22 protein-coding genes are annotated in these 25,374 nt (G+C 71.1%); 11 read left to right on the forward strand and 11 right to left on the reverse strand.

Annotation, left to right across the window (positions count from 1 at the left end):
- Positions 1-26 precede the first annotated feature (26 nt).
- The 10 genes from L6E10_RS35235 to L6E10_RS35280 form a co-directional block, all read right to left on the reverse strand.
- The gene (locus L6E10_RS35235; RefSeq protein WP_090104770.1) at positions 27-332 is read right to left on the reverse strand and encodes a chorismate mutase family protein; all 306 of its coding nucleotides are present in this window, start codon (positions 330-332) and stop codon (positions 27-29) included.
- Between the two features lie 301 nt (positions 333-633).
- Positions 634-1,245 carry a disulfide bond formation protein DsbA gene (locus L6E10_RS35240; protein ID WP_236224492.1) on the reverse strand — a complete coding sequence of 204 codons (612 nt, stop codon included), beginning with the start codon at positions 1,243-1,245 and terminating at the stop codon, positions 634-636.
- Positions 1,242-2,459, reverse strand: a complete 1,218-nt coding sequence (locus L6E10_RS35245; RefSeq protein WP_236224493.1) for a PLP-dependent aminotransferase family protein — start codon at positions 2,457-2,459, stop codon at positions 1,242-1,244. The genes L6E10_RS35240 and L6E10_RS35245 overlap by 4 nt, the downstream gene beginning before the upstream one ends.
- A 34-nt stretch (positions 2,460-2,493) precedes the next feature.
- Complete coding sequence (locus tag L6E10_RS35250; protein WP_236224494.1) at positions 2,494-3,552, reverse strand: histidinol-phosphate transaminase; 1,059 nt, start codon at positions 3,550-3,552, stop codon at positions 2,494-2,496.
- Complete coding sequence (locus L6E10_RS35255; RefSeq protein ID WP_236224495.1) at positions 3,549-4,808, reverse strand: MFS transporter; 1,260 nt, start codon at positions 4,806-4,808, stop codon at positions 3,549-3,551. The genes L6E10_RS35250 and L6E10_RS35255 overlap by 4 nt, the downstream gene beginning before the upstream one ends.
- Positions 4,805-6,034, reverse strand: a complete 1,230-nt coding sequence (locus L6E10_RS35260; protein ID WP_236224496.1) for an ATP-grasp domain-containing protein — start codon at positions 6,032-6,034, stop codon at positions 4,805-4,807. Before L6E10_RS35260 ends, L6E10_RS35255 begins: the two co-directional genes overlap by 4 nt.
- Positions 6,031-7,341: an ATP-grasp domain-containing protein gene (locus tag L6E10_RS35265; protein ID WP_236224497.1), complete on the reverse strand. Its 1,311-nt coding sequence runs from the start codon at positions 7,339-7,341 to the stop codon at positions 6,031-6,033. Before L6E10_RS35265 ends, L6E10_RS35260 begins: the two co-directional genes overlap by 4 nt.
- Positions 7,342-7,601: 260 nt before the next feature.
- The gene (locus L6E10_RS35270) at positions 7,602-7,796 is read right to left on the reverse strand and encodes a hypothetical protein (protein ID WP_236224498.1); all 195 of its coding nucleotides are present in this window, start codon (positions 7,794-7,796) and stop codon (positions 7,602-7,604) included.
- Positions 7,793-8,446 carry a hypothetical protein gene (locus L6E10_RS35275; protein ID WP_236224499.1) on the reverse strand — a complete coding sequence of 218 codons (654 nt, stop codon included), beginning with the start codon at positions 8,444-8,446 and terminating at the stop codon, positions 7,793-7,795. Before L6E10_RS35275 ends, L6E10_RS35270 begins: the two co-directional genes overlap by 4 nt.
- 55 nt (positions 8,447-8,501) lie before the next feature.
- Complete coding sequence (locus L6E10_RS35280) at positions 8,502-9,386, reverse strand: hypothetical protein (protein ID WP_236224500.1); 885 nt, start codon at positions 9,384-9,386, stop codon at positions 8,502-8,504.
- Positions 9,387-9,574: 188 nt separating this feature from the next.
- Here L6E10_RS35280 and L6E10_RS35285 point away from each other — a divergent pair, with 188 nt between their 5' ends.
- Positions 9,575-9,778, forward strand: a complete 204-nt coding sequence (locus L6E10_RS35285; RefSeq protein ID WP_236224501.1) for a hypothetical protein — start codon at positions 9,575-9,577, stop codon at positions 9,776-9,778.
- A gap of 83 nt (positions 9,779-9,861) precedes the next feature.
- Here the strand turns inward: L6E10_RS35285 and L6E10_RS35290 are convergent, their stop codons facing one another.
- A complete protein-coding gene (locus L6E10_RS35290; RefSeq protein ID WP_236224502.1) occupies positions 9,862-12,936 on the reverse strand; it encodes an AfsR/SARP family transcriptional regulator in 3,075 nt (1,024 codons plus the stop codon).
- A 160-nt stretch (positions 12,937-13,096) separates the two neighbouring features.
- On the opposite strand from L6E10_RS35290, the gene L6E10_RS35295 reads away from it, so the two are divergent.
- From L6E10_RS35295 to L6E10_RS35340, 10 genes are all read left to right on the forward strand, one after another.
- Positions 13,097-14,323, forward strand: coding sequence for an MFS transporter (locus L6E10_RS35295; RefSeq protein ID WP_236224503.1), 1,227 nt, complete (start codon positions 13,097-13,099; stop codon positions 14,321-14,323).
- Between the two features lie 107 nt (positions 14,324-14,430).
- Positions 14,431-15,033: a serine O-acetyltransferase EpsC gene (gene epsC / locus L6E10_RS35300; RefSeq protein ID WP_236224504.1), complete on the forward strand. Its 603-nt coding sequence runs from the start codon at positions 14,431-14,433 to the stop codon at positions 15,031-15,033.
- On the forward strand, positions 15,030-15,986 hold the full coding sequence (locus tag L6E10_RS35305) for a PLP-dependent cysteine synthase family protein (protein ID WP_236224505.1): 957 nt from the start codon (positions 15,030-15,032) through the stop codon (positions 15,984-15,986). The genes epsC and L6E10_RS35305 overlap by 4 nt, the downstream gene beginning before the upstream one ends.
- Positions 15,983-17,266 carry an ATP-grasp domain-containing protein gene (locus L6E10_RS35310; protein WP_236224506.1) on the forward strand — a complete coding sequence of 428 codons (1,284 nt, stop codon included), beginning with the start codon at positions 15,983-15,985 and terminating at the stop codon, positions 17,264-17,266. The genes L6E10_RS35305 and L6E10_RS35310 overlap by 4 nt, the downstream gene beginning before the upstream one ends.
- Complete coding sequence (locus L6E10_RS35315) at positions 17,263-18,507, forward strand: acetyl-CoA carboxylase biotin carboxylase subunit family protein (RefSeq protein WP_236224507.1); 1,245 nt, start codon at positions 17,263-17,265, stop codon at positions 18,505-18,507. The genes L6E10_RS35310 and L6E10_RS35315 overlap by 4 nt, the downstream gene beginning before the upstream one ends.
- Positions 18,504-18,641, forward strand: a complete 138-nt coding sequence (locus tag L6E10_RS35320) for a hypothetical protein (RefSeq protein WP_236224508.1) — start codon at positions 18,504-18,506, stop codon at positions 18,639-18,641. Before L6E10_RS35315 ends, L6E10_RS35320 begins: the two co-directional genes overlap by 4 nt.
- Entirely contained in the window at positions 18,638-19,858 is a 1,221-nt protein-coding gene (locus L6E10_RS35325; protein WP_236224509.1) for an MFS transporter, read from the forward strand. The genes L6E10_RS35320 and L6E10_RS35325 overlap by 4 nt, the downstream gene beginning before the upstream one ends.
- A 146-nt stretch (positions 19,859-20,004) precedes the next feature.
- Positions 20,005-23,841, forward strand: a complete 3,837-nt coding sequence (locus L6E10_RS35330; protein ID WP_236224510.1) for an amino acid adenylation domain-containing protein — start codon at positions 20,005-20,007, stop codon at positions 23,839-23,841.
- A complete protein-coding gene (locus L6E10_RS35335; protein ID WP_236224511.1) occupies positions 23,829-24,050 on the forward strand; it encodes a tautomerase family protein in 222 nt (73 codons plus the stop codon). Before L6E10_RS35330 ends, L6E10_RS35335 begins: the two co-directional genes overlap by 13 nt.
- Before the next feature lie 415 nt (positions 24,051-24,465).
- Positions 24,466-25,284 (forward strand): alpha/beta fold hydrolase, encoded by an 819-nt coding sequence (locus L6E10_RS35340; protein ID WP_236224512.1) that lies wholly within the window; start codon positions 24,466-24,468, stop codon positions 25,282-25,284.
- Positions 25,285-25,374 lie beyond the last annotated feature (90 nt).

Genomic DNA, 25,374 nt, shown 5'->3' on the forward strand with positions numbered 1-25,374 from the left:
CGCCCTTTCGCAGCTCTCGCGGTGGCTCAGGCGCCGATGACCTCGTCCTCCACGCGGCAGGTCTCAGCGATGATCAGGTCGTAGAGGGTGCGCAGGAAGTCCAGGTCGACGCCGTGCTCGAGGCCGTAGTCGGCCGCCCGCCGCTGGACGATGCCTATCCGGTGCGGCTGCATCATCGGCACGTCGTGTTCGCGCTTGTGCACCGCGATGTCCACGCACACCTCGATGCGCCGGCGCAGCGTGTCGAGCAGCACGACGTCGATCGCGTCGAGCTTGGCGCGCAGGGCTTCCAGGGCGTCGTTCGTGACGGGGACGGTGGTCGGAGCGGTCATGTCGGATCCTCCGGACGTGCGACGAGGCCCCCGGCTCGTGCGTCCGGAGGCCTCGTCGGCGGGATGGAGCAAGGGGTGTGCGGCGCCCCTGGCTCGTTACGTCCGGGGGGCCGCCGACTGGGTGTGCGACGAGGCCTCCGGCTCGTGCGTCCGGAGGCCTCGTCGGCGGGAGGTGTGGGGTCTGGTGGTGTGCGGCGTGGCTCGTGCGTCCGAGGGCGGCGCCAGCGGGAGGTGCGGGGTCTGTGGGTACGCGGCGAGGCCCCTGGCCGTGTCTCGCCAGGGGCCTCGCCGGTGGGGGGAGCTAGCTGAAGTCGAACTCGCCCGTGCGGGTCCGCTTCAGCTCGAAGAACCGGGGGTACGCGGCCAGTTCGACCGCCGCGTCGAACAACCGGGCGGCCTGCTCGCCGCGCGGGATCGACAGGAAGACCGGACCGAAGAAGGCCACGCCGTCGATGTGGATCGTCGGCGTGCCCACCTCCTCGCCGACCGGGTCCATGCCGCGGTGGTGCGAGGCCCGCAGCCTCTCGTCGTACTCGTCGGAGCCGGCGGCCTCGGCGAGGGACGGGTCCAGGTCGAGCGCGGCCAGCGCCTCCGCGATGACGGACGGGTAGTCCTTGTTGCCGCCGTTGTGGATCCGCGTGCCGAGCTCGGTGTAGAGCTCGCGCAGGACCTGGTCGCCGTACTTGCCGGCGGCGGCGATCGCGACCCGCACCGGGCCCCGGGCGCGGTCGCAGAACTCGCGGTACCAGGGCTCGACCTCCTTGTGCTCGTTGAGCACCGACAGGCTCATCACCTGGAAGGAGAGGTCGATGTCGCGGTGCTGTTCCACCTCGAGGATCCAGCGGGACGTGATCCAGGCGAACGGGCAGGCCGGGTCGAAGTAGAAGTCGACGCGCGGTTTCTGGGCCGTCATGGGGGTGTTCTCCGGTTCGGTTGCGGTTCGGCGGCTTCCTTCACGACGCGGGCGAGCCTGCGCACGCCGATCGTGATGGCATCCGGTTCTGGATAGGAATACGACACCCGGAGGTGGTCGTCACCGCTGCCGTCGGCGAAAAAACCCGTTCCGGGGACATATGCCACCCCTTCCTGGATCGCCCGCGGCAGCATCGCCTTGGCCCGCACGCCGTCCGGCAGCGCGAGCCAGAGGAAGAAGCCGCCCTCCGGGACCTGCCACCGGGTGCCGCGCGGCATCAGTGCCGAGAGCGCCGCGACCATGGTCTGCCGGCGTTCCCAGTAGAGCTCGCGCAACGCCTTGACGTGGTCGATCCACGGCTCGTCCGCCAGGTACCGGGCGACGGCGACCTGGGCGAGCCCCGAGTGGCAGAGCATCGCGGCCTCCGCGGCCAGCACCACCTTGGCGGTGACCTCCGCGGGGGCGAGTGCCCAGCCGACCCGCAGCCCCGGCGCCAGGATCTTCGAGAACGACCCGAGGTACACCACGCCGGGGTGCGCGGCGCGCAACGCGGCCAGTGGCTCGCCCTCCAGGCGCAGCAACCCGTACGGGTTGTCCTCCACCACCTGCAGCCCGATCCGGTCGCACGTGGCGAGCACCTCGGCCCGCCGCGCCGCGCTGAGCGTGACGCCGGAGGGGTTCCCGAAGTTCGGCACCGTGTAGAGGAACGCCACCCGCCGGCCGGACCTGCGCGCCCCGTCCACCGCCTCGGCGATGGCGGAACCGCTGAGGCCCGCGCCGTCGTCGGGGACGTGCCGGACCTGCACCCCGTGCGCGGAGAACGTGGCCAGCGCGCCGACGTAGGCGGGCGACTCCGTGAGCACGACGTCTCCTGGATCGGCCAGCACGGCGGTGACCAGGTCGAGCGCCTGCTGCGCGCCGGTGGTGACGACGACGTCGTCCGGGTGTGCGGCGATGCCTTCCTCCGCCATCACGCCGCAGATCATCTCGCGCAGGCCGGGAGCGCCCTGCCCGGTGGCGTACTGCAGCGCGCCGGGCTCGGCGGCGACCTCACCGAGGATGCGCGCCAGCACCTGGCTGGGCAGCGCGTCCGCGGCCGGCATGCCGCCTGCCAGTGACACCACGCCGGGGCGCGCCGCCACGGCGAACAGCGCCCGGATCTCCGAGGCGCGCAGGCCCCGGCTGCGAATGCTGAATCTCTCCGAGGGATCCATCACGGACTCCTCCTCTCAGTGTGTCGCGACAGCCCTAGTGGCAGCGTGAGTGGTGCTCCGCCGCCGCGAGGAAGGCGTCGTTGGCCCTGGTGTCGCCGATGGACACCCGGACGCCTTCGCCGGGGAAGGCCCTCACGGCCACCCCGGCCGCCGCACAGGTGGCGGCGAACGCGACCGACTCCTCACCGAGGGGAAGCCACACGAAGTTGGCCTCGGACTCGGGCACGGTCCGGCCCTGGTCGAGCAAAGCGGCCCGGACGCGGGCCAGTTCCTTCACCGTGGCCTCGACGCGGGCGGTGAGCTCGTCGCCTGCCCGCAGGGACGCCACGGCGGCGGCTTGCGCGATCCGGTTCACGCCGAACGACAGGCTCGCCGTGCGCGCCGCACCGGCGAGCCGTTCGTCCGCGACGAGGTACCCGACGCGCAGGCCGGCCAGGCCGTGCGCCTTGGAGAACGTGCGCACCACGGCCAGCGACGGCCGTCCGGCCAGCAGCGTCAGACCGTCCGGTGACTCCCCGTCCCGGACGTACTCGAAGTACGCCTCGTCCAGCAGCACCGGCACGTCCGGGGGGAGGGAGTCCAGGAAGGACTCCAGCTCCGCCCGGCGCACGCTGGTCCCCGTGGGGTTGTTGGGGTTGCACACGATCACCGCGCGGGTCCGCGGCGTCACCGCGGCCGCCATCGCGGGCAGGTCGTGCCGTTCGTCGAGCAGCGGCACGGGCACCGGGTTCATGCCGGCGAGCTTGGTCATCGTGGGATAGGCCTCGAACGACCGCCACGGGAACACGACCTCGCCGCCGGGTTCCTCCACCGCGGACAGCAGGTTCGCGATCACGCCGCACGACCCGCAGCCGACCGCGACCTGACCGGGGGCGACCCCCAGCGACGAGGCGAGCTCGCCGACCAGCTCGGCCGAGGTGTAGTCGGGGTAGCGGTGCGCGTCCGCGGCCGCGCGGGAGATCGCGGCCGTGACCGAGGGCAGTGGGCCGTCCGCGGACTCGTTGGCGGCCAACAGGAACGTCTCGCCCGCAGGCGAGACGACCGGTGGCCCCGGCTTGAACGTCGGCAGCGACTCGACGACGGGACGGATCACGACGGCACCCCCACCTGCTCGGCGACCGGCCTTCCGGCCAGGACGAACCTGTACTGCCACACGATCACCGCGCCGAGCGCGACGTACAGCGCGGCCATGCCCCAGGCCGGCACGAGGGCGCCGAGCGTGACGCAGCCGGCGGCAAGTCCCTGCGCGACCCGGATGTTGAGGTTGTAGACGGCCATGTAGCGGGTGCGGCTGTGGTCCGGCACCAGGTTGGCGAGCATCGCCTGCCTGACCGGCACGCTCATCAGCTCGCCGACGGTGAACACCAGACCGGCCGCCATCAGCACCCAGCCGGACGCGCTCACCGCCATCACCGCGTACCCGCCGACGAACAACGCCGTGCCGAGGTACAGGCCGGCCCGGTCGGACACCCCGCGGAACAGCACGGTGGAGAACAACGCCAGCGCCACGACCAGGATCGTGTTCTCGGCCCTCAGCAGGCCGATCATCCCGACCCCGTCCACGGCGGGCGCGAACGACAGCAGCTGCTGCGTCGGGAAGTCCGTGGCCAGGCGGACCGCGATGTGGTTCACCAGCTGGAACTCGACGGCGAGCGTGAGCGTCCCGGCGACCATGAGCCGCAGGAACAGCCGGTCGCGCAGCACCAGCCGGTAGCCGTCCCCGAACTCCCGCAGCAGCGCGCGGACCCCTTGCGGGCGTGCGCGCGGCACCTCGCTGTCCGGTTTGGACTCGGCGATGAGGAAGTACGTCGTGACCAGCACCGCCAGCGTCGCCCCCGCCGCCACCGCGAGCACCACCGCGAACCGCGAGTAGAGCGCGGCGCCGGCGAGCGCGCCGATGGCGAGCGCCAGGTTGGTCGCCCAGAAGTTGATCGTGTACACGCCCTTGCGCGTCTCCGGCGAGGTCAGGTCCACGATCATCGCGTCGTTGGCGGGCAGGGCGACGCTGGCGGCGAACTTGTTCGCCACGTACGCCAGGTATACCAGCAGCGCGCTCGACAGCACCGGCGAGTCGGCCAGCGCCATCACGCCGAACGTGACCGCGGCGCCCGCCTCGGCGGCGAGCAGTGTGCGCCGTCTGCCGTGCAGGTCCGCGACGTGACCGCCGAAGAGCATCCCGGCCACGCCGAGCGCCACCACGACGATCAGCAGCAGGCCGGCGGCTGCCACGCCCCACGCCAGTGCCAGGTGCACCGCCATGAACGACGTGATCATCGAGTCCACGAGCCGGTTCACGAACCCGACGCCGATGCGCACGCGCAGGCTCGGGTGCAGCGTTCTGACGTTCATGGCGACACCTCCGCGAGATCGTCGACGGTCACCCGCAGGAGCGCCTCCACGTTCGTGGCCCGGCGTGCCGCCTCCTCGTGCGAGGCGGCAGACACGACCACGAAACCGTGGCGCGAACGCCAGTCCACCGTGAACGGCACCCGCGCACCGGGCTCGAACGGGAAGGACAGCTCGTCGACGAAGGGCAGCGCCCTGATCTCGTCGAGGCCGCTCACCGAGCGCAGCACGCCCGGCGGCAGCGCGAAGTAGTGGATCCACGCCACGTCCCGCCGCGCACGCGGCGCCGGGTCACGTCCGGCCAGCGCGGCGAACACCGCGCGCTCCAGGTCGATGCCGGTGGCGAGCTCCACCAGGCGCGGGATCCGGTCGCCGCCCAGCCGGGCCTGCGACTCGATGATCCGCGGTCCGGCCGGGGTCACGCGCAGCTCGGTGTGCGCCGGGCCCGTGCGGTACCCGGCGGCGTCGAGCATCGCCACCACCGTGGCGCCGATGGCGTCATCGGCCTCCGGTGCGGGATGGGCGTGCCCGGCCTCCACGAACAGCGGCGGCGCGCCGAGCCTCTTGTGCGTCACGCCGATCACGTGGTGCCTGCCCCGCACGCTGATCGTCTCCACGCTGTACTCCTGGCCGGTGAGGTACTCCTCGACCAGCACGGGACCGGTGTAGCCGGTCTCGTCCAACGCGGCGCCCCAGGCCTCGAACTCGGCCAGGTCGCGCACCAGCACCACCCCGCGGCTGCCGGACAGCTGCGTGGGCTTCACCACGACCGGCAGCTCGAAGCCCGCGAGCAGCGGGGCGGCCGACCGCCAGTCCGCCGCGTCGGCGTGCCGGACGGGGGAGAGGCCGTGCTCGTCCAGCAGCCGGCGCAGCGCGACCTTGTCGTTGAGGCGGTGCACGGACTCCGCCGAGTTCGCCGCGAGACCGAGGTCCTCGGCGACCCGGACGGCCAGGCCCATGCTCTCCTCCTGCCCGACGTGGCAGATCAGGTCCGCGCCGAACTCCCGTGCCGCCTCGCGCAGCACCTGCTCGTACCCCGCGGGGTCGGCGAAGTCGGCCTCCCAGAACGCGTCGGCCTGCGCCCGCACGTCCTCGAGGTACCGGTCGGCGAGCCCGCCGAAGATCTCGATCGCCACCTTCGGGTCCCAGACGGCACCGACGCGGAAACCCTCGGCCCTGGCCTTCGCCAGGTAGGCGCGGTACGGCATGACCATCAGCAGGTTGCTCATGCCGACGCCCCCTTCGGTGTCGTGCGGATGTCGATGGCGCGCCGGACGCGTTCGGTGATCTCGTCGAGGCCGGCCGCGGTGGGCGCGTCGACGAGGAACGTGACGGAGCGGTCCTCGGAACAGGTGATCGGGCCCAGCACGGCGCCGCGCTCGGCGTGCACGTGCACGGCGTGGAGCGTGGCGGGTGCGTCCGCCGGCAGCGGTTCGGGCTGCTCCCAGACACCGGCCTCACCGACCCACTCGACCCGCGCTCCCGGCCAGTCCGCGACGACGTCGTCGAGCACGCCCTCGGGGTGCTCGACGTAGACCTGCCGGGTGTGGCGCCGCGGCGCCGGGTAGTCGGCGTGCTCGCCGAGCGCGATGCGCAGCACCTCGGTCTCCAGCGGACGACCGGTGGCGAGCTCGTAGAGCGAGCACAGGCCGTCACCCGGCGGGCGGGCCGCGATCTCCATCAGGACCGGGCGCCCGTGCGCGGTGACCCGCCACTCGGCGTGCGTGATCCCGTCGCGCACGTCCAGCCGGTCGAGGACCGCCTGGTTGGCGTCCAGCAGGAGCTCCGTGACGGCCGCGTGGTCGCTCGGCACGGTGTGCCCGAGCTCCACGAAGTGCCTGCCGTCGTGGTCGTTGGTGTCCTTGCGGGTCACCGAGGCGAAGATGGCCTTCCCGTGCTGCACCAGGCTTTCCACCGAGTACTCCTGGCCGGCGACCTTCTCCTCGACGAGCACCGTCTCCTGGTCGCCGTACGCGGCGAGCTCGGCGCGCAGCGACTCGGCGTCCGTCACGGTGACGACACCGGAGCTGGAGTGCCGGCCCGACGGCTTGACCACCGCGGGGAACCGCACGCCGGACAGGTCGTCCCCGGCGAAGGCCATCCGGGGGCTGAACTCCGGCAGGTACCAGCGCTGCAGGTACTTGCTGCGGCACACGCGGCTGGCGCGCAGGCCTGGCCCCGGTACGCCGAGCGCGTCGGCGATCAGGCCCACCGGTTCCACCATGGTCTCGCCGACCGCGTAGGCGCCGACGACGTCGTACCGGCGTCGCCAGGCGAGCGCCGCGGCGATCGGGCCCGCGATGAGCGATCCCTCGTGGCGCACGCCACCGTCCACGAACGCGATGTCCTCGACGCCCGCGAGCGGGTGGCCGGCGTCCCCGGCCACCCGCTCCGCCTCGGCTCGCCAGTTCGCCGAGGTGATCAGCAGTACCCGCAGTCCGCGCTCGCGCAGTTCCGCGAGATAACGCGGCGCGCGGCAGACGGCCAGCAAGGAACCGGCCAGGATGAATGCTCTCGGTAACGACGGTTCGGACATGGCGGCGCTCCAGACAAAGAATCAAGTAAATGCAGTCATCTCCGCAACGCGCATCCAGTCGCGTGGGAGGAAAGGAATCGGGGTCGGTTCCGGTGTCTGCCCGCCGAGCGGGCAAAGCGGTGCCCCGAGAACAGCGTGACACTTCGGCGGTGAGCGGTCAACCCTTTGTCCGACAAAATCCCTGTGGAGTTTTACCCGCATTTTTCGGACATGCGAACAGGGGCCCTCCCGTGTGGAAGGACCCTGTTCGTGGCCGTGTTTCAGACTGCAATTCTCGCCGCGTTCTCGCGCAGAACCTCGCGCAGTTCGTCGAGGCTGTACTCGGCTTTGTTCCTGCTGCCGTACCGGGTGAGCCTTCCCCGGCTGGCCCATTTGCGGATGGTGGCGGCCGGCACTCCGGCGGCGAGCGCCGCGAGCTCGGTCGGCACGGTTCGCCCGCGCGTCCGCTGTTTCATGCCACGGTCCCCTGCGCGGAGTGCTGCTGGACGTCGTCGGACTCCTCGAGCAGCAGCCACTGGCCGGCCGAGATGTGGTGGCCGGCGCCGCAGGAGGCGGCGTGCGCTCCCGCGTCGGCGCCGGAGCCGATCGCCGCGTAGACGGTCATGCCGCAGCCCGTCTCGCCGCAGGGGCCGAGGTCGAGGCGCTCACTCATCGACGGGTCCAGCACGGCACGCGCCGCGTCGGCCAGGTCGGTGATCTCCTCGGCGAAGTCCTGCGCCACCTCGTGGTTGAGGATCCAGTCGAGGTTGCGGTACAGGAACGTCGACAGCACGTGCACCCGGCGTGAGGGCGGCTTCACGGTGCCGGTCTCCTCGATGACCATCGACGACCACGAGGCCAGCACGCCGAGGATGCTCGTGCGCACCGAGACAGCGGTCAGGTTGAGGCTCAACCCACCGGGCACGCGTGAGTTCCTGATCTGCACGACCTCGGGCCGGCGACCCGGCGTGAGCGACTGGGCGCACTGTTCGTGCAGTCCGGGCAGCGCCCGCAGCTCGTCGCGCAGGGCCTGGCGGCACTGGTCGCAGCTGCGCGAACCGGATCGCGCAGTCGAGGTGCAGGAAGGAACGATGCGCAACTCGCAGTGGCTCTGGGACACGGACATGGTCGGCTCCTTGGGTATCGGCTGCTCGCCGCGAACGGACATTTCTCGGGTGGAATCAGTGGTCGGCGAAGGTTCCAAGTCCGGCCGCGGCGGCGGCTTGGTGGATGCGGCCCGCGAGGACGGGGTCGAGCTCCGTCCCGCCGCCGATCAGCTCGACGAGCAGGACGTGGTCGTGGTCCGTGCGACCGGGGTGTTCGCCCGCCAGCACCCGGCCGAGGTCGGCGACGACGGACGGGGACCTGTGTCCACGACCGCCCCTGCGCGCCGCCCGGTGGGTTCCGGCGAACGTCCGACCGCTGCCGGCGAGCCCTTCCTGGTCGTCGACGAAGACCGCGTGCACGCCGTCGAGCAGGGAGACGGGCAGGTCGGCACCGGTGGTGTTGACGAGGACCGCGCCTTTCGCCAGCCGCAGCGCGTCGAGCCGGGTGACCCCGGCCAGCACGACGAGGTTGGCGCCGAACATCGCGTCGGCGGGGGTCTCCACCAGGGAGAACCCGATGCCGTCGCGGTCGAGCCGGTCGAGCACCGCCCTGTCGGGCGGCTGGTTCCCCGTCGTCGCCACAGCTACGTGGCTGACGTTGGGGACGTGGGTGCGCAGGATCGTGAGCTGCAGTTCCAGCGCGAACCCCGAGCCGATGACCGAGGCGGTCACGACTCCGGGCACCACCAGGTGACGGGTCGCCAGCGCGGTGAGCACCGCGAGCCGGTACTCACGCAGGCCGGCGGCGGACATCACGCACAGCTGCCTGTCCTGCGCGGTCTCGTAGATCGCGGTCTCACCGTCGTCGCGGACGGTCGCACCATCGGCTGCGAGGCCGGTGAGGTCCTCGCGGCCCGCTGAACGTGCGATCAACGCCGTCGCCACCGCCTGGACCGCGTCGCCGTCCTCGACCACACGTCGGAGGTCGTCGTTGCTGAGGCGGAGTGTCGTGGCGTTCATCGCCGGTCCCTCCCGTGTTCGTTGAACTCGACGGGACGAACGTTGCAGGGGCGGGCTGTCGATCGACTTTCAAGGTTCTATCGGCCGGTTTAAGGCACCTCGATGGCGGACGGAACGAGGATCGAGGGAGCCGGTGGCTGAACTGGTGTCAGCCAGGGGGAACACCCCCGAACAACCCGGAGGTAGAAATGTTCGCCAGCCGCAAGTCCGCCGCCTCGACGCTGGTCTCCGCCATCATCGCGACGATCGCCGTCCTCGGAATCGCGAGCGGCACCGCCTCCGCCGACACGCACGGGAAGAACACCGGCGTCACCGTTCAGGGACCGAACGACTGCCCCGAGGACACGCACTGGAGCGCCGACCTCCTGGTCTGCGTCGAAGACACGCACTAGTGACCAGGCAAGAAATGAAGAGAATTCACTATTTCGCACCCAACGGGCCCGGAACGTCGCGCACAACGCTCCGGGCCGCGTTCCTAAACGGAGGACGAGAGCGCGGCGCGGGTCATTTCCACCTCGGCCAGCAGCTGGGCGGATTCCTTGGAAGTGAGCGGCGTGAGCAGCTCGGCCGCGCGCAGCACGGCCGCCAGCGCGTCGTCGCCGGTCTCGGAGGCCTCGGACAGCGCGAGGAGGGTCTTCGCCTGCCAGAGCGCCGAACCCAGGTCCTCGAACAGCTGCCGCGCGCGTTCGAGATGCGTGGTGCCCGCCGCGCCACCGCCGCGGGCCAATGCGATCTGCCCCAGGGAGTACAGCGTCTTCGCCTCGATCAGCCGTTCGCCCATCTTGCGGGACAGGTCCAGGGCGTGCACCAGGGTCGTCTCGGCGTTGTCGAGGCGGCCTTCCTTGTGCCGCACCACACCCAGGCTGTAGAGGGCGTAGGTCTCGCCGATGCGGTCGCCGGTGTCGCGCACGATCTGCAGGACGCGGTGCAACGACTTGCGCGCCTGGTCGATCTGGCCGGTCACCACGTGCAGCTCCGCCACGCGGTGCTCCACCTGGGCCTCGGCGCGCAGGCAGTTGACCTCGCGGGTGATGCGCACCGCGTCGTCGAGCAGTCCCCGCGCGGTGGTCGTGTCGCCTTCTTCCAGGTGGTGCTTCGCCAGGCTGCGCAGGATGTGCGCCTCGCCGATGCGGTCACCGGAGGCGCGCATGGTCACCAGTGCCGCGCCGTACTTGACGAGCATCGAGCCGATGTCGCCACGCAGTCCGTCGACGTGGGCGTCGTTGCGCAGCACCAGTGCCTGGCCGTGCTCGTGACCCGCCGCCCGGAACCCCTCCAGCGCCTCGCCGAAGCACTGCGCGGCCTCCTGCAGCCGGGTTTGGAACATGTGCAGCGTGCCGAGCGAGTACCGCATCGCCGCGACGCCGACGTCGTTGCCGGCGACCCTGGCGACGGTCTCGGCGGTTCTCGCGCATTCCAGCCAGTCGTCGAAGTAGCCCTTGGACTCGAACAACGTCACCGACGTCAGCGCGAGGTCCCAGCACAACTCGTCCAACCCCGCGCCGGCCGCTTGGCGGACGGCGGCGACGAGCGATCTTCGCTCGCTCTCCATCCAGTCGATCGGGTTCGCGGTCAGGCCCATGTTCGACCAGGTGGCGTCCGCCCAGCGGGGAGCGTCGCCGTGCATGATCGTGTAATCGCCGCCGTACTCGCGCCGGTGCGCCTCCTCGGCGAGCGAGAGCCACGCGCCCAGCAGCCGGGCGAGGGCCTCGGTGCGTTCCTCCTGCGTGGTCGACTCGGTGAGCTTCTCCCTGGCGTAGACCTGGATCAGGTCGTGGAACCGGTAGCGCGTGGCCGTCGCGTCGGCGTACTCGACGGTGTCGACGAGCTGCGCGTCCACGAGGCTTTCGAGGATGTCCTCGGCGTCGTAGATGTCCATGTCCAGCAACGCGGCCGCCGTCCACGCGGGGAACTCGGGCGCGCGGATGAGCGAGAACAGCTGGAACAACCGCTGGGCGTCCGGGGCGAGGCCCTTGTAGGTCAGGCCGATGTTGGACCGCAGCTCCAGCCCGTGGTGCTGGAACTCGTCGAGCCGCCGCGCCTCGTCGCGCAGCCTGCGGACCAGTCCGTCGATGCGCAGGTGCGGCCGCGACGCGAGCCGGGCCCCCGCGATGCGCAACGCCAGGGGCAGACCGCCGCAGAACGTGATCAGCTCGACCGCGGCCTCCGGTTCGGCGTTCACCCGTTCCTGGCCGATGATCCGCGCGAGCAGGTCCGCGGACTGGTCGACGTCGAAGACGTCCACGTCGACCCACTGGGCGCCCGGCAGCCCGGACAGCCGCGCCCGGCTCGTGGTGATCACCGCGCAGGACGCGCTGCCCGGCAGCAACGGCAGCACCTGGTTCTCGCTGGTGACGTCGTCCAGCACGAGCAGCAGCCGCTTGCCGGACACCTTGCTGCGGAAGAGCTCCTCCCGCTCGCCGATGTCGTCGGGCACCGCCGTGCCGGGTACCCCCAGCGATCGCAGGAACCGGGCGAGCAGCTTTCCGGTGCGGTCGTCCGGGCTCTGCACGCGCAGGTCGGCGTAGAGCTGGCCGTCGGGGAACCGGTCGGCGACCTCGTGCGCGACCCGCACCGCGATGCTGGACTTGCCGACCCCGCCCTTGCCGGAGATGGCCATGATGGGCACGGCGTAACGCTCTTCTTCGGACTCGGCCGCGAGGCCCGCGCGCAGCACCTCGATCAGGTCGTCGCGCCCGGTGAAGTCCGTGATGCTCGCGGGCAGCTGGCGCGGGATGGTCGCCGGGGCCTCGGTCGCGGGCGGTGCGGCCTGGCCGGCCGGGGCCTTCTGACGCGCCGGGGGAGCGTTGAGGGAGGGGGAGCGGTTGAGGATGGCCTGTTCCAGGTCCTGCAGCTCCTGGCCGGGCTCGATGCCGATCTCCTCGATCAGCACGGTGCGGGCGGCGCGGCCCACCTCGAGCGCGTCGGCCTGCCTGCCCGCGCGGTAGAGGGCGAGCATGAGAAAGCCGTGCAGCCGTTCGCGCAACGGGTTGTCGTCCACGAGGGTCCGCAGTTCCCCGCAGATCTCCTCGTGCCTGCCCAGCAGGAGGTCGAGCCGGATGCGTTCCTCCACGGCCGCGAGGCGCTGGTCGTCCAGCGGCACCGCGGCACGCTGGACCAGGTCGCTGGCGACGCCGGACAGCGCGGAACCCCGCCACAGCGCCAGCGCGGAGCGCAGCGTGGCGGCCGCGATCTCGCCGGAGCCGGCGTCGCTCTCCTCGCGGGCGCGCGCGACGAGCGCGGCGAACCGGGTGCTGTCGAGGGCGTCGTCGGGGATCTCCAGGGTGTAACCGGGCGGCCTGGTGCGGATCGCCTCGGGGAGGCCGGCGTCGGTGAACACCTTGCGCAGGGCCGAGATGCAGATCTGGATCTGGCCCTTCGCGGTGGAGGGAGGGGAGCTGTTCCACACCGCGTCGATGAGCTGGTCGACCGGCACCACGCGGTTGGCGTTGAGCCCGAGCATCGTCAGCACCACCCGCTGGCGAGGCCCGCCCAGATCGAGCGAACGCTGGTCCACGACCAGTTCCACTGGTCCCAGAAGTCTCAGCATGACCAGTCCGCCCCTCAACTGCCCACCAGTGCAGTCCGATTTGTCTCTTCTGTTCTGAAAGAACCGGATATGCGTTGCCCCGTGAGCCGATGATGACGACCTGCCCACGGTGCGGTGGTTCCCGAGTGATGATGTCACGTGACGAGGAAGAAGGAGCTCGATGTTTAGAAAATTGCTCCCTCCGGCGGGGCCGTCCCAAGGTCTGGCCGTTGCACAGCTGACCAATGCGATTGGTGATGGTGCCTATTATGTTTGTTCGGTCCTGTATTTCACCCGAATAGTCGGCTTGACGCCCACACAGGTGGGCCTGGGTCTCACCCTGGGGTGGACCCTGGGAACGCTGGCGAGCGTCCCGCTCGGGCACTTGGCGGATCGGCGTGGTCCACGTGGCGTGGCGGTGGCGCTCGCGGCGGCCACGGCGATTGCGGTCGCGGCATTCGCGCTGGTGCGGTCCTTCCCCGCGTTCCTCGTTGTCGCGTGCGTCTACACGATTTGCCAATGCGGGTTGGTCGCGGCCAGGCAAGCCCTTCTCGCGGGAGTGGTCGACGCGGCCGGACGGACGAAGGCACGCGCCTACATGCAGTCGACGGCGAACGCCGGCATCGCCATCGGCGCCGTGATCGGTGGCGTTGCACTGCAGTTCGACACCGAGGCCGCCTATCTGATCGCGTTCGCGCTGGACGCCGCCACATTCCTGGCCGCGGCACTCGTGCTGAGGCGTCTGCCCCGGGTTCCGGGGGTCGCCAAGGCAGGGAAAGGCGAGCCGGTGCTCGTCGTGCTGCGGGATCGCCCCTATGCGGTGCTGACGGCGCTCAATTCCGTGCTGATGCTGTACATGCCGTTGTTGAGCGTCGTGCTGCCGCTGTGGGTGGTCGGGCACACCGGGGCGCCGCGCTGGATGGTGTCCGTGCTGATGGTGATCAACACGGTGGCGGTGGTGCTGTTCCAGGTCTCGGTGGCGAACCGGGTGCACGACTTGGCCGGCGCGGTCCGGATCGTGCGCTTGTCGGGGTTGTTCCTCCTCGCCGCGTGCGTGGTGTTCGCGTTCTCGTCGGGGAACCAGGCGGCCTGGGTCGCGGCGGTGGTGCTGGCGGCGGGCGCCGTGCTGCAGGTCGCCGGCGAGATGATGCTGGCCTCGGGCTACTGGGAGATCAGCTTCGGTCTCGCGGTGGAGGGCAAGCAGGGGCAGTACCAGGGGTTCTTCGGCAGCGGCATCGCGGTCGCGAGGACGCTCGGCCCGCTGGCGCTGACCGCGCTGGTGATCGACGGCGGTGCCGTGGGCTGGCTGGTGCTCGGCGGCCTCTTCCTGGCTGCCGCGCTGGCGACCGGTCCGGCGGTCGCCTGGGCACGCCGCAGCCGTCCAGTGCCGTCTGAACAGGCGGTTTAGCTCTATCGATCCGCTATCGGCCGGCGGTCCGTCGCCGAAAGCCGACCCAAAGGGCCTCCGCCCACCCTGAGGTTGCTGACAACCGACGGATGGGAGGAGGCCCTCAGATGGAGCGGGTCACCACAGCCGCGCCGGCGCCGGGCACCGAGCTCGGACTGCTGCGCCTGTGCGGTGAAGACTGGGACACCGTGGTCGAACGGGATCCATCGATCCGCGGCCACGTGGAAGGACTGCTGCACCCTGCGCTGCCCGCGATGTGGGCCCATCGCGTCGCGCATCTCCTGCACAACCGCGGACTTCGGCGGACCGCACGCGCGCTGATGCTGCTCGTGCGTGCCACGACCGGGGTGGAGATCCATCCCGGCGCGAGGCTCGGCCGCAGGGTGTTCATCGACCACGGCACGGCCGTCGTCATCGGGGAGACGGCCGTCGTCGGCGACGACGTCACGATCTACCACCAGGTGACGCTCGGCGCGGTCGGCTGGTGGCGCGACAACCTGCGCCCGTCCGGCGAACGCAGGCATCCCGTGATCGGCAGGAACGTCGTTCTCGGCACGGGTGCCACCGTGCTCGGCCCGATCAGCGTCGGCGACGACGCCGTCATCGGGGCCTGCGCTCTCGTCGTCGCCGACGTGCCCGGCCGTGCCGCGGCGCTCGCGCCGACGGCGGCGGTGTCCACCGGCCACACCCTCCGGAGGGCGGCGTCATGACCACGACCCTGGGCACCCCGCGGGTAGCCGAGTCGATCGACGAGCTGGTCGGCAACACACCGCTGCTGCGGCTGCCCACCGCGAACGCGACGGTGCTCGCCAAGCTGGAGTCGGCCAACCCCGGCTCCAGCGTCAAGGACCGGGCGGCGCTGTGGATGCTGCGCGGCGCCGAACGCGACGGCCTGCTCACCCCCGGTTCCGGCACCGTCATCGAGGCGACGTCCGGCAACACCGGCATCGCGCTGGCCGCGTTGAGCGCCGCACGCGGCTACCGGTGCGTCATCGTGCTGCCCGACAACGCCACCCGCGAGCGCATCGGACTGCTCGAGGCACTGGGCGCGCGGGTGGTGCTGACTCCGGCCGAGCTCCGCTACCAGGGCTGCATCGACCGGGCCAGGGAACTGCACGAGGCGACGCCCGGCTCGTGGTTCCCGCAGCAGCACGCCAACCCCGACAACCCGGCCGCGCACTTCGAGTCCACCGGGCCGGAGATCTGGGCCGACACCGCGGGCACCGTCGACGTCCTCGTCGCCGGCATCGGCACGGGAGGCACGCTCTGCGGCACCGCGGCCTACCTCAAGTCCCGCAACCCGCTGGTGCAGGCCGTCGGCGTGGAACCGGAAGGGTCCCCGCTGCTGTCGCGGGGGTACGCGGGCAGCCATGCCATCCCCGGCCTCAACGGCGGGTTCGTGGCCGCCACGACGGACATCGCGCTGATCGACGACGTGCTGACGGTCACCGACCAGGAGGCCGCGAACACCGCGCTGTGGCTGGCCCGGCAGGCCGGCGTGCTCGCCGGGATCTCGTCCGGTGCCGCCGCTTTCGGGGCGCTGCGCGTCGCCGAGAGGCCGGAGAACGAAGGCAAGACGATCGTCACCATCCTGCCCGACACCGGTGAGCGCTACCTGAGCGTGCTGACGTCGGCCGGCATCACGAGGGGAGCTGACCGATGAGCACACTGCTGCTGGTCGGAGGTACGGACGACACGGTCGTCAAAGCGAAGGAGCTCGGCGTCACGGTGCTGCTCCTGCAGCACCCGACCAAGATCTCGGCGATCCAGGAGGCGTCCGCCGACGCCGTCCGGATCGTCGACTTCACGAGCTGGTCCGCGGTCGAGCCGGTGGCCGAGGAGCTGTGGGACGTCCACGGCTTCGACGTCGCGTTGTCACTGACCGAACCGGGTCTCGACAACGCCGGGCGGATCAACGACAGGTTCGGTCTGGGCGGCACCGGTCTCGCGGTCACCCGGCTGTTCCGCGACAAGCTCGCCATGCGGGCACATCTGGCGCTGCACGACCCCGCGGCGGTGCCGGCGGCGTCGTTGGCCGAGCGCGGTGACCTCGACGCCTACGCGGCGCGCCACGGCTTCCCGTTCATCGTCAAACCGACGGACGCGACCGCCGGGATCGGGGTGCTGAAGGTCGACGGGCCGGACGAGCTCGAGCGCGCGTGGGAGCACGTGACCCGTCTTCGCGGGACTCGCACCGACCGCGTCTCGACGCTGTTCCTGCTGGGCGAGTTCCTGATGGAGCGGTACATCGACGGCGAGGAGTACAGCGTCGAGACGTTCAGCTTCAACGGGCGCCACGTCGTGGTCGCGGTGACGGAGAAGTGGGTCGAGCCCCGGTCCTTCGCGGAGGTCGGGCACGTCGTGCCGGCGCGGATGAGCGCGGCCGACGAGGAACTGATCCGGGCGGAGGTGCCGCGGTTCCTGACCACCATGGGGCTGCGCGACGGTGTCGCGCACACCGAGGTCCGGGTCGGCTCGCGCGGGGTGGCGGTGATCGAGAGCCACAACCGGGTCGCCGGTGACGCCATCACGGACCTGGTCGAGGGCGCCTACGGGATCGACCTGATCACGTACTCGGTCGGCTGGCCGTTCGGTCTCGTCCCGGAACTCCCGGAACGGCCCGTGGCCCGCGCGGGCGCGAGCACCCGGTTCGTCGTCGGAACGCCCGGCCGCGTCCTGTCGGTCTCGGGTGTCGAGGCCGCTGCCGCCGCACCCGTGGCCCTGGTGGTCCGGGTGAGCGCCAAGCCCGGCGACGAGGTCCGCGCACTGCGGGACAACTGGGACCGGCTCGGGCTGGTCGCGGTCACCGGTCTCGACGCCGACGACGCCGTCGCGAACGGCGCCAGGCTGATCGAGTCGGTGATCGACATCCAGGTCGAGACCGAGGACGGCACCGTCGTGCGCGCGGGTGCCGCCGAGATCGCCGAGGCGGTGCCGGCATGAGCGTGCTGATCATCCACCGCAACCCGTTCGAACCGTTCCCGTACCGCCACTGGCTGTCCGGGTACGACGACGACGTCGTCGTCCTCGCCGCTCGTGACCGCATCACCGGTGCCGGGGAGGAGGTTCCCGCCGATCACCTGGGGCTGACCCACCTCGAGGTCGTGGCGGACTTCCACGACGAGGAGTTCGTGTTCGACCAGGCGCTGACGCTGGCCGTGAAGTTCGAGGTGACGCACGTCGTCGCGCACCACGAGGCCGATCTGCTGGTCGCGGCGCGGGTGCGGGAGAACCTGGGTCTCACGGGCGCGTGGACCGCGGACACCGTGCCGTACCGGGACAAGTCGGTCATGAAGCGGATGCTCGCCGCCGCCGGGATCGAGGTCGCACGCCACGCCGTGGTCTCGAGCGCGGCGCAGGTGTGGGAGTTCGCCGGGGAGAACGGGTTCCCGGTCGTCGTCAAGGACGTCGCCGGGTTCAACTCGATCGGCCTGCGCGTGCTGCACGGCCCGGAGCCGCTGGAGCTCCGCGGTCCGGCGCTCGTGGAGGCCTTCGTGCCGGGCCGGATGTGCCACGTCGACGGCCTGGTCGTCGGCGGGCGCGTCGTGCTGCAGTGGGCGTCGCAGTACCAGTACTCGCTCTCGTCGTTCGGCTCCGATCCGGGTGCGCGCGTCGACCTGACGCTCGACGTGGCGGACCCGTTGTCGGCGCGGCTGCTGGAGCTGACCGGGCGAGCCGTCACCGCGTTGCGGACGTCGGACCGGCACCTCGAGCACGCCTTCCACGCCGAGGTGTTCCACACGCCCGACGACCGGCTCGTGGTGTGCGAGATCGCGGCCAGGACCGGTGGGGCCAAGATCCGCGAGGTCGGTGCCGCGATCTTCGGCATCAACCACGGCGAGTACGTGACGCGTGCGCAGCTGGGCCTGTCCCTGCCGCTGCTCGCCGACACCCTCGCCGGCGGTCCTCCGCCCGTCCCCGCCCGGATGTCCGGGCAGGTGCTGATGATGAAGCGGCCGGGTCTCGTGGAGGCGCTGCCGTCGACGGTCGTCGAACCCTGGTTGGCGCGGTTCTGGCGCTACGCGGCCGTCGGCGACGTCATCCCACCGGCAGCGGGGTCCGCGGACTTCCTGCTCGCCGCCGTGGCCACCGGCGCCGACCGGGCGGAGGCGGAGTCCCGCCTGCGCGCGCTCGGGGCCAGGTTCGAGACCCAGACACGCATAGTCCAGGAGGGATCGTCGTGAAGAAGCACACCCTGCCGGAGATGGACGTCCTCACATCCGTCGACCTGGTGCTCGTCGCCGCCAACCCGAGCGGCGCCCGCGTCGAGCGGCCCGCCGCGCGGATTCCCGAACAGCGGAGGAAGGACCGGCGATGAACGGCTGGCGTACCCGGTACCTGACCGGGATGGTCGTCGACGCGACCGGTGCGGGCATGTACCTGCCGTTGTCCCTGCTGTACTTCCACCACGTCACCGGGTTGCCGATCGAACGGGTCGGCGTGCTGATGACAGCGGGCGCGCTGTTCGCGTTGGTGGGCAACCCGATCGCCGGGGTGCTCGTCGACCGGTTCGGTGCACGGGCCGTGGTCGTCGGCGGGTACCTGGTGCGGGCTTTCGGGTTCGGGCTCTACCCGTTCGTGGACTCGGCGTCCGGCATGTTCCTCGCCGTAGCCCTGGTGGCGGTGGGCGACGGATCGTTCTCCCCGTCGATCCAGTCGCTGGTGGCCGACATCGCCCAAGGCGCGGAACGGGACAAGCTGCTCGCCGCACAACGGAGTCTGCGCAACGCGGGACTCGGTGCGGGTGGTCTGGTCGCGGCCGGCGCGCTGACGCTCGGCAGTGACGCGGCGTACCAGGCGATCGTGCTCGGCACGGGCCTCGCGTTCGTGCTGGCGGCGGTGATCGTCGGTTCCATCCGGTACCGGCCGGCGGCGCCCCGGGTGAGAACCCCGGCGCGCGGCGGGTACCGGACGGTGCTGGCGAACCGGCCGTTCATGGTTCTGACCGCGCTGAACGTACCGGTCGCCTTCGGGTACATGGTGCTGGCGGTGGCGCTGCCGGTGTACATCACCACGCAGCTCGGTGCGCCGACCAGTCTCGTGGGCACGTTGTACGCGGTGAACACCATCGGGATCGCGTTGCTGCAGATCCCGGTCACCCGGTACCTGGTGCGGTACCAGCGCACCAGGACCACGGCGGCGGGTGCGGTGGTGATCGGCGTGTCGTTCGTCGTGTTCGCCGCGCTCGGGGTGGTGTCGTCGTCGACCGCCGTGCTGCTCGTGGGCGCGTTCGCCGCCACGGCGTTGTTCACGCTGGGGGAGCTGATGCACGGGGCGACCGCCTCGGCGCTGGTGTCCTCCGCGGCACCGACCGAGACGCGTGGGCGTCATCTGTCGGTGTACCAGTTCTCCTGGGCGATCCCGACCGCCCTGGCACCGGCGGTGCTGACGTGGCTGATGACGTTCTCGGCGACGGGCATGTGGCTCGTGCTGGCCGCGGGCGTGACCGCGTCCGCGCTGGCCTTGGTGCGCCTGGAACCCAGGCTGCCGCAGGAGGCGGTGCGCATCGCGGTCCCGGTGCCGCAACCGGCCTGAAAATCCTTTGTGGACTGAGAACGCCCGGTGGGTTCACCCGCCGGGCGTTCTCGCTTCTCCGCCGTCCTTACCGGACCGATAGCGCTTCGACAGCGTTCTTTCTGAACCTGACAGGGAGAAGGGCCGCTGCAACGAAGGGGGTCGACGTGAAACGCGCCTTGCTGGACGCCGATGCGCACACGCGGGAGTTCAACCGGACCCTGCGGGACGTGCCGGACCGGACGCTGGTGGACCTGCTCGACGAGCAGGTGCGCCGGCGCGGCCAGGACATCGCGGTGGTGCACGGCGACGAGCGGCTGACGTTCACGGAGCTCTCGGCACGGGCCACGGCCGTGGGCGTCCACCTGAGGAACCTGGGGGTGCGCCAAGACGACTGCGTCGGACTCTTCGTGCACCCGTCGTCCGATCTCATCGTGGGCGCGTGGGGAGTGCTGCACGCGGGCGGCGCCTATCTCCCGCTCGCGCCGGAGTACCCGGAGGACCGCCTCCGGTACATGGTCGAGGACTTCGGCGGCGACCTCGTCCTCACGCAGCGGGAGCTCGCCGGGAAGCTGCGCCGCATGGTGCCGCCGCAGACCACCGTCGTCGTGCTCGACGACATCGGCACCCCCGCGGGCCCGCCGGTGCCGCCCTCGCCGGGAGATCTCGCCTACGTGATCTACACGTCCGGCAGCACGGGCAAGCCCAAGGGAGCGATGATCGAGCACCGGGCGATCGTGAACCAGATGTGCTGGCTCGCCGAGACGCACGGCATCGACCACCGCCGTGTCGTGCTGCAGAAGACACCGATGAGCTTCGACGCGGCCCAGTGGGAGATCCTGGCGTCCGCCTGCGGCAGCACCGTGGTCATGGGCGCGCCCGGCGTGTACCGCGACCCCGACGCGCTCGTGGACACCATCAAGGCGCACGGCGTGACGACGCTGCAGTGCGTACCGACACTGCTGCAGGCCATCGTGGACACAGAGCGGATCACCGAGTGCACGACGCTCCAGCAGGTCTTCTGCGGCGGTGAGGCGCTCTCCCGTTCGCTCGCCCAGCGGTTCTTCGCCGAGCTGCCCGACCGCGAGCTGGTCAACCTCTACGGACCCACCGAGTGCACGATCAACTCGTCCTCGCACCGGGTGGACCCGGCCGTGGTCGCGGACGGGCCGCCGACCGTGCCGATCGGCACACCGGTGCACAACACGCAGTACTACGTCCTGGACGGCGATCGACGACCGGTCGCCGTCGGCGAGATCGGCGAGCTGTACATCGGCGGGCGGCAGCTCGCGCGCGGCTACCTCGGCAAGCCGGACCTGACCGCGGACCGGTTCGTGGACAACCCGTTCCACGCCGACTTCGGTTCGCCCCGGTTGTACCGCACCGGCGACCTGGCGTACTGGAACCCCGACGGCACAGCGGTGTTCGTCGGCCGCACGGACAACCAGGTGAAACTGCGGGGGTTCCGGGTCGAGCTCGACGAGGTGCGCCTGGCGCTGGAGACGCACGAGTGGATCAAGCACGCGGCCGTGGTGGTGCGCGACGACCCGCGCACCGGGTTCCAGAACCTCGTGGCGTTCGTCGAGCTGAACCCCAAGGAGGCCGCCCTGATGGACCAGGGCAGCCACGGCGCCCACCACCAGTCCAAGGAAGGCCGGGTGCAGCTGCGCGCGCAGCTGTCCAACCTGGGGTGCCGGGAATCCGGCGAGCTGAGCGGCAAGCCGGTGCTGGACCTGCCCGGCCGCGAGCCGACGGCGTTGCAGCGCCGCACGGTGTTCGCCCGCAAGACCTACCGCTTCTACGAGGGCGGCACCGTCTCCAGCGACGACGTCTTGAAGCTGCTGCGGACGCGGACGACCGCCACCACCTCCCGTGACCCGGCGTCGGTGGGGCAGCAGGAGTTCGGCCGCATCATGCGGTACTTCGGGCAGTTCCACAGCGTCAAGCGGCTGCTGCCCAAGTACGGGTACGCCTCGCCGGGCTCGCTCTACGCCACCCAGCTGTACCTGGAGGTCGACGGCCTGTTCGGCCTGGAGGCGGGGTTCTACTACTACCACCCGGTCGAGCACCGGTTGTACCTCATCCAGCCGAAGGCCGCCGGTCCGCACCAGCGCGCCCGCGTGCACTTCGTCGGCAGGCGGCGAGCCGTCGAACCGGTGTACCGCACCAACATCGTCGAGGTCCTGGAGATCGAGGCGGGGCACATGGTCGGCCTGTTCGAGCAGATCCTGCCGGAGCACGGGCTGACCGTCCGCGCCGCCGGGCACGCACCCGAGGTCATGGCGCACCTCGAATGCGCCCCCGAGGACTACTACCTGGGCGCGTTCGACTTCGTGCCCGCGCACCCGGAACCGGCCGAGGAACCCGTGGACGTGTACGTGCAGGCGCACGGCGACCGCGTCCCCGGTCTGCCGGCAGGCCTCTACCGGTTCGAGGGCGGCGGTTTCGAGCGAGTCGCGGACGGCGTGATCGAACGCAGGCACGTCATCGCCATCAACCAGCAGGCCTACGAACGCGCCGCGTTCGGCGTCGCGCTGGTCAGCCGCACCGGCCAGGACTGGCTCTCCTACCTGGAGCTCGGCCGGGTGCTGCACCGCTACCAGGCGGTGCGCGGCCTGGGACTCATGTCCTCCGGCTACAGCTCGAAGAGCGGTCACGACCTGCCCTCGCACCGCCGGCTCACGGCGTTGCTGGCCGAGCGGGGACTGCCGGTGGGCCCGTCGTACTTCTTCATCGGCGGCAAGGTCAGCGAGGAGCAGATCCGCCACCGGGGCATGAAGGAGGACGCGGTGCACATGAAGGGGCCGACCGAGCTGATCCGAGACGACCTGCGTTCGTTCCTGCCGGACTACATGATGCCGAACAAGGTGATCGTGCTCGACCGCCTGCCGCACACCGCGAACGGCAAGATCGACACGCGCTCCCTGGCCGGGTCGGACCTCGCCGCCGCCGACTTCTCCGACCAGCCGGTGGTCGAACCGCGCACCGAGTCCGAACGCCGCATCGGTGAGATGTGGGGCAAGCTCATGAAGGTCGAGACGGTCTCGGTGCGGACCGACTTCTTCGCCGCGGGCGGCAACTCGTTGCTGGCGGTGGGCCTCGTGAACCGCATCAACCGGGACTTCGGCCTGACCCTGCCACTGCAGGTGCTGTTCGACGCACCGACCGTCGAGGCCCTGGCGAAGGTGGTGGAGGGTGGCACCGCGGACACGACGTCCAGGCTCATCAGGCTTTCCGCCGCGGGCAGCCTCGAACCCGTGTACTGCTGGCCTGGCCTCGGCGGCTACCCGATGAACCTGCGGCAGCTGGCCGCGCGAGCAGGCCGCCCGTTCTACGGCGTGCAGGCCCACGGTGTGAACGCCGGCGAGACCGCGTACCCGTCGATCGCCGAGATGGCCGCCCGCGACCTGGAGTTGATGCGCCGCAGACAACCCCAGGGCCCGTACACGCTGTGGGGCTACTCGTTCGGCGCGCGTGTCGCCTTCGAGGCCACCCGCCAACTCGAGCGGGACGGAGAGCGCGTGGAACAGCTCTTCCTGATCGCGCCGGGCAACCCGGGGGCCGGCGGCACCGACCGGACACCGAGCTGGCGCAGCCGCGGCTACGTCACGATCCTGTTCTCGGTCTTCGCGGGCGCCGTCTCCGGCGACCTGCTGGAAGAGTGCCTGCGCGCGACACGGGACGAGGCCACGTTCACCGCGTTCGTCAGCTCACGCCTGGACCTGGACCCGCAACTGGTCCGCAGGATCGCGCGCGTGGTGCACCAGACGTACCGCTTCGACCACACCGACCGCGACCTGGCGATGCGCGCGATCGAGGCCCCCGTGACCGTGTTCCGCGCTGTGGGCGACCAGCCGTCGTTCATCGAGCGCCCGGCGGTGCGCGCCTCGGTGTCCTTCGTGGACGTGCCGGCGGACCACTACGGGATGCTCCGCCCTCCGCTCGTCGACACGCTCGTCGAACACATCCGTTCCGTCCAAGGAGGCCCTCGATGCCGCACGTGACCGTCAAGCACTTCCCCGCCACGCTCTCCCCGGAGCGGTCGGCCGCGTTGTCGGCCGCGCTGACCTCGGCCATCACCGAGGCCTTCGGATGTCCGGACGACGTCGTCTCGATCGCGCTGCAGCCGGTGCCGGCCGAGGCTTGGGACGAGCAGGTGTACCAGCCCGAGATCGCCGGGCGGGACTCGTTGCTCAAACAGCCGCGGTACTGACGCTCACCCCGCGTTGCGAACGGCCTGTCGACGACCTCGGCGACAGGCCGTTCGGCGTCTTCTGAGCCGGTCCCACCGCTATGTCCACCGCAAACGCCCTGTAGCGGCGCCGATCGCGGTGTTCGTCGCAACGCTCGTCGGCAGGCCCGGGCAGCCCGCCCGTTGTCAACGCGAGCGGTTCGCCGGCCGCGTCGCTCCGTGCGCGGAGAACGAGCGGAGTTGTTGTGCACTCCCACGGGCTACGGGATCGAGACGGCCGCCGGCACCGAGAACGTCCGGCGGTTGTTCCTCGATCGGTTCGGCAGGCCCGCGCACCTACCCGCGCGGCCAGTCGTCCGGCGGCGAAGTCGCGGAGACCTGTGGGAAGAAGCCCGGCGTTCCCTTACTGTCACGGGTATGTCCTTCGAGGTCCTCGATGACTGATCCCGTGCCCGCCCTCGCCGCGGCCCCACAACCGCGGACGGCCGTGCTCGTCGTGGACGACGGAACGGAGATCGCGTACCACCGCTGGGAGCCGGATTCCGGCGTCCGGGCACATCCCGTTCCGGTCGTCCTGCAGCACGGGTTCACGGCGAACACGATGGTGGACTGGGCCGGCAGTGGCACCGTGACGGCACTGACCGCGGTGGGCCGCACGGTCGTCGGAGTCGACGCCCGCGGCCACGGCCAGTCGCAGAAGTCCCCGGATCCCCGCCGCTACGGTGAACCGCGCATGGCACGGGACCTGCGCGCGGTGATCGATCTTCTCGACTCACACGAGGTAGATCTTGTCGGCTACTCGATGGGGTCCATCATCTCGTTGCTCGTCGCGGCGGAGGAACCGAAGGTGCGCAAGCTGGTCGTCGGCGGTGTCGGCGCCGGGGTCGTCGAGCTCGGCGGGGTGGACACGCGGGTGCTGCCCAACGACGTGCTCGCGGAGGCACTGCTCGTCGACGACCCCGGCTCCCTCCCGCCGGAGGTCGCCGGCATGCGCACCTTCGCGCAGGCGGTGGGCGCGGACCTCCCGTCCCTGGCCGCGCAGGCACGGGCGGTGCACACCGGAGGAGTCGAGCTCGCGCGCATCACCGCGCGGACGCTCGTCATCGCAGGCGACCGGGACCCGCTCGCGGCCCGGCCCGAAGTGCTCGCCGACGCGATCCCGGACGCCCGCCTCGTGCTCGTCGCCGGCGATCACGCGATCGTCGGCGGCAGCCCCGACTTCCGCGCGGCGGTGGCCGCCTTCCTCCGGGACTGATCGTCAGCGTGCGCGGTGGTCACCCGCGAGCGAGATCGAGCTGTGGAACGAGAAGGTTGCTCACCCGAGCGGCGCGATGCGTGCGCCGGT

The sequence above is a fragment of the Lentzea sp. CC55 genome (genome assembly GCF_021056325.1).
In the GTDB taxonomy this organism is placed as follows: Bacteria; Actinomycetota; Actinomycetes; order Mycobacteriales; family Pseudonocardiaceae; genus Lentzea; species Lentzea jiangxiensis.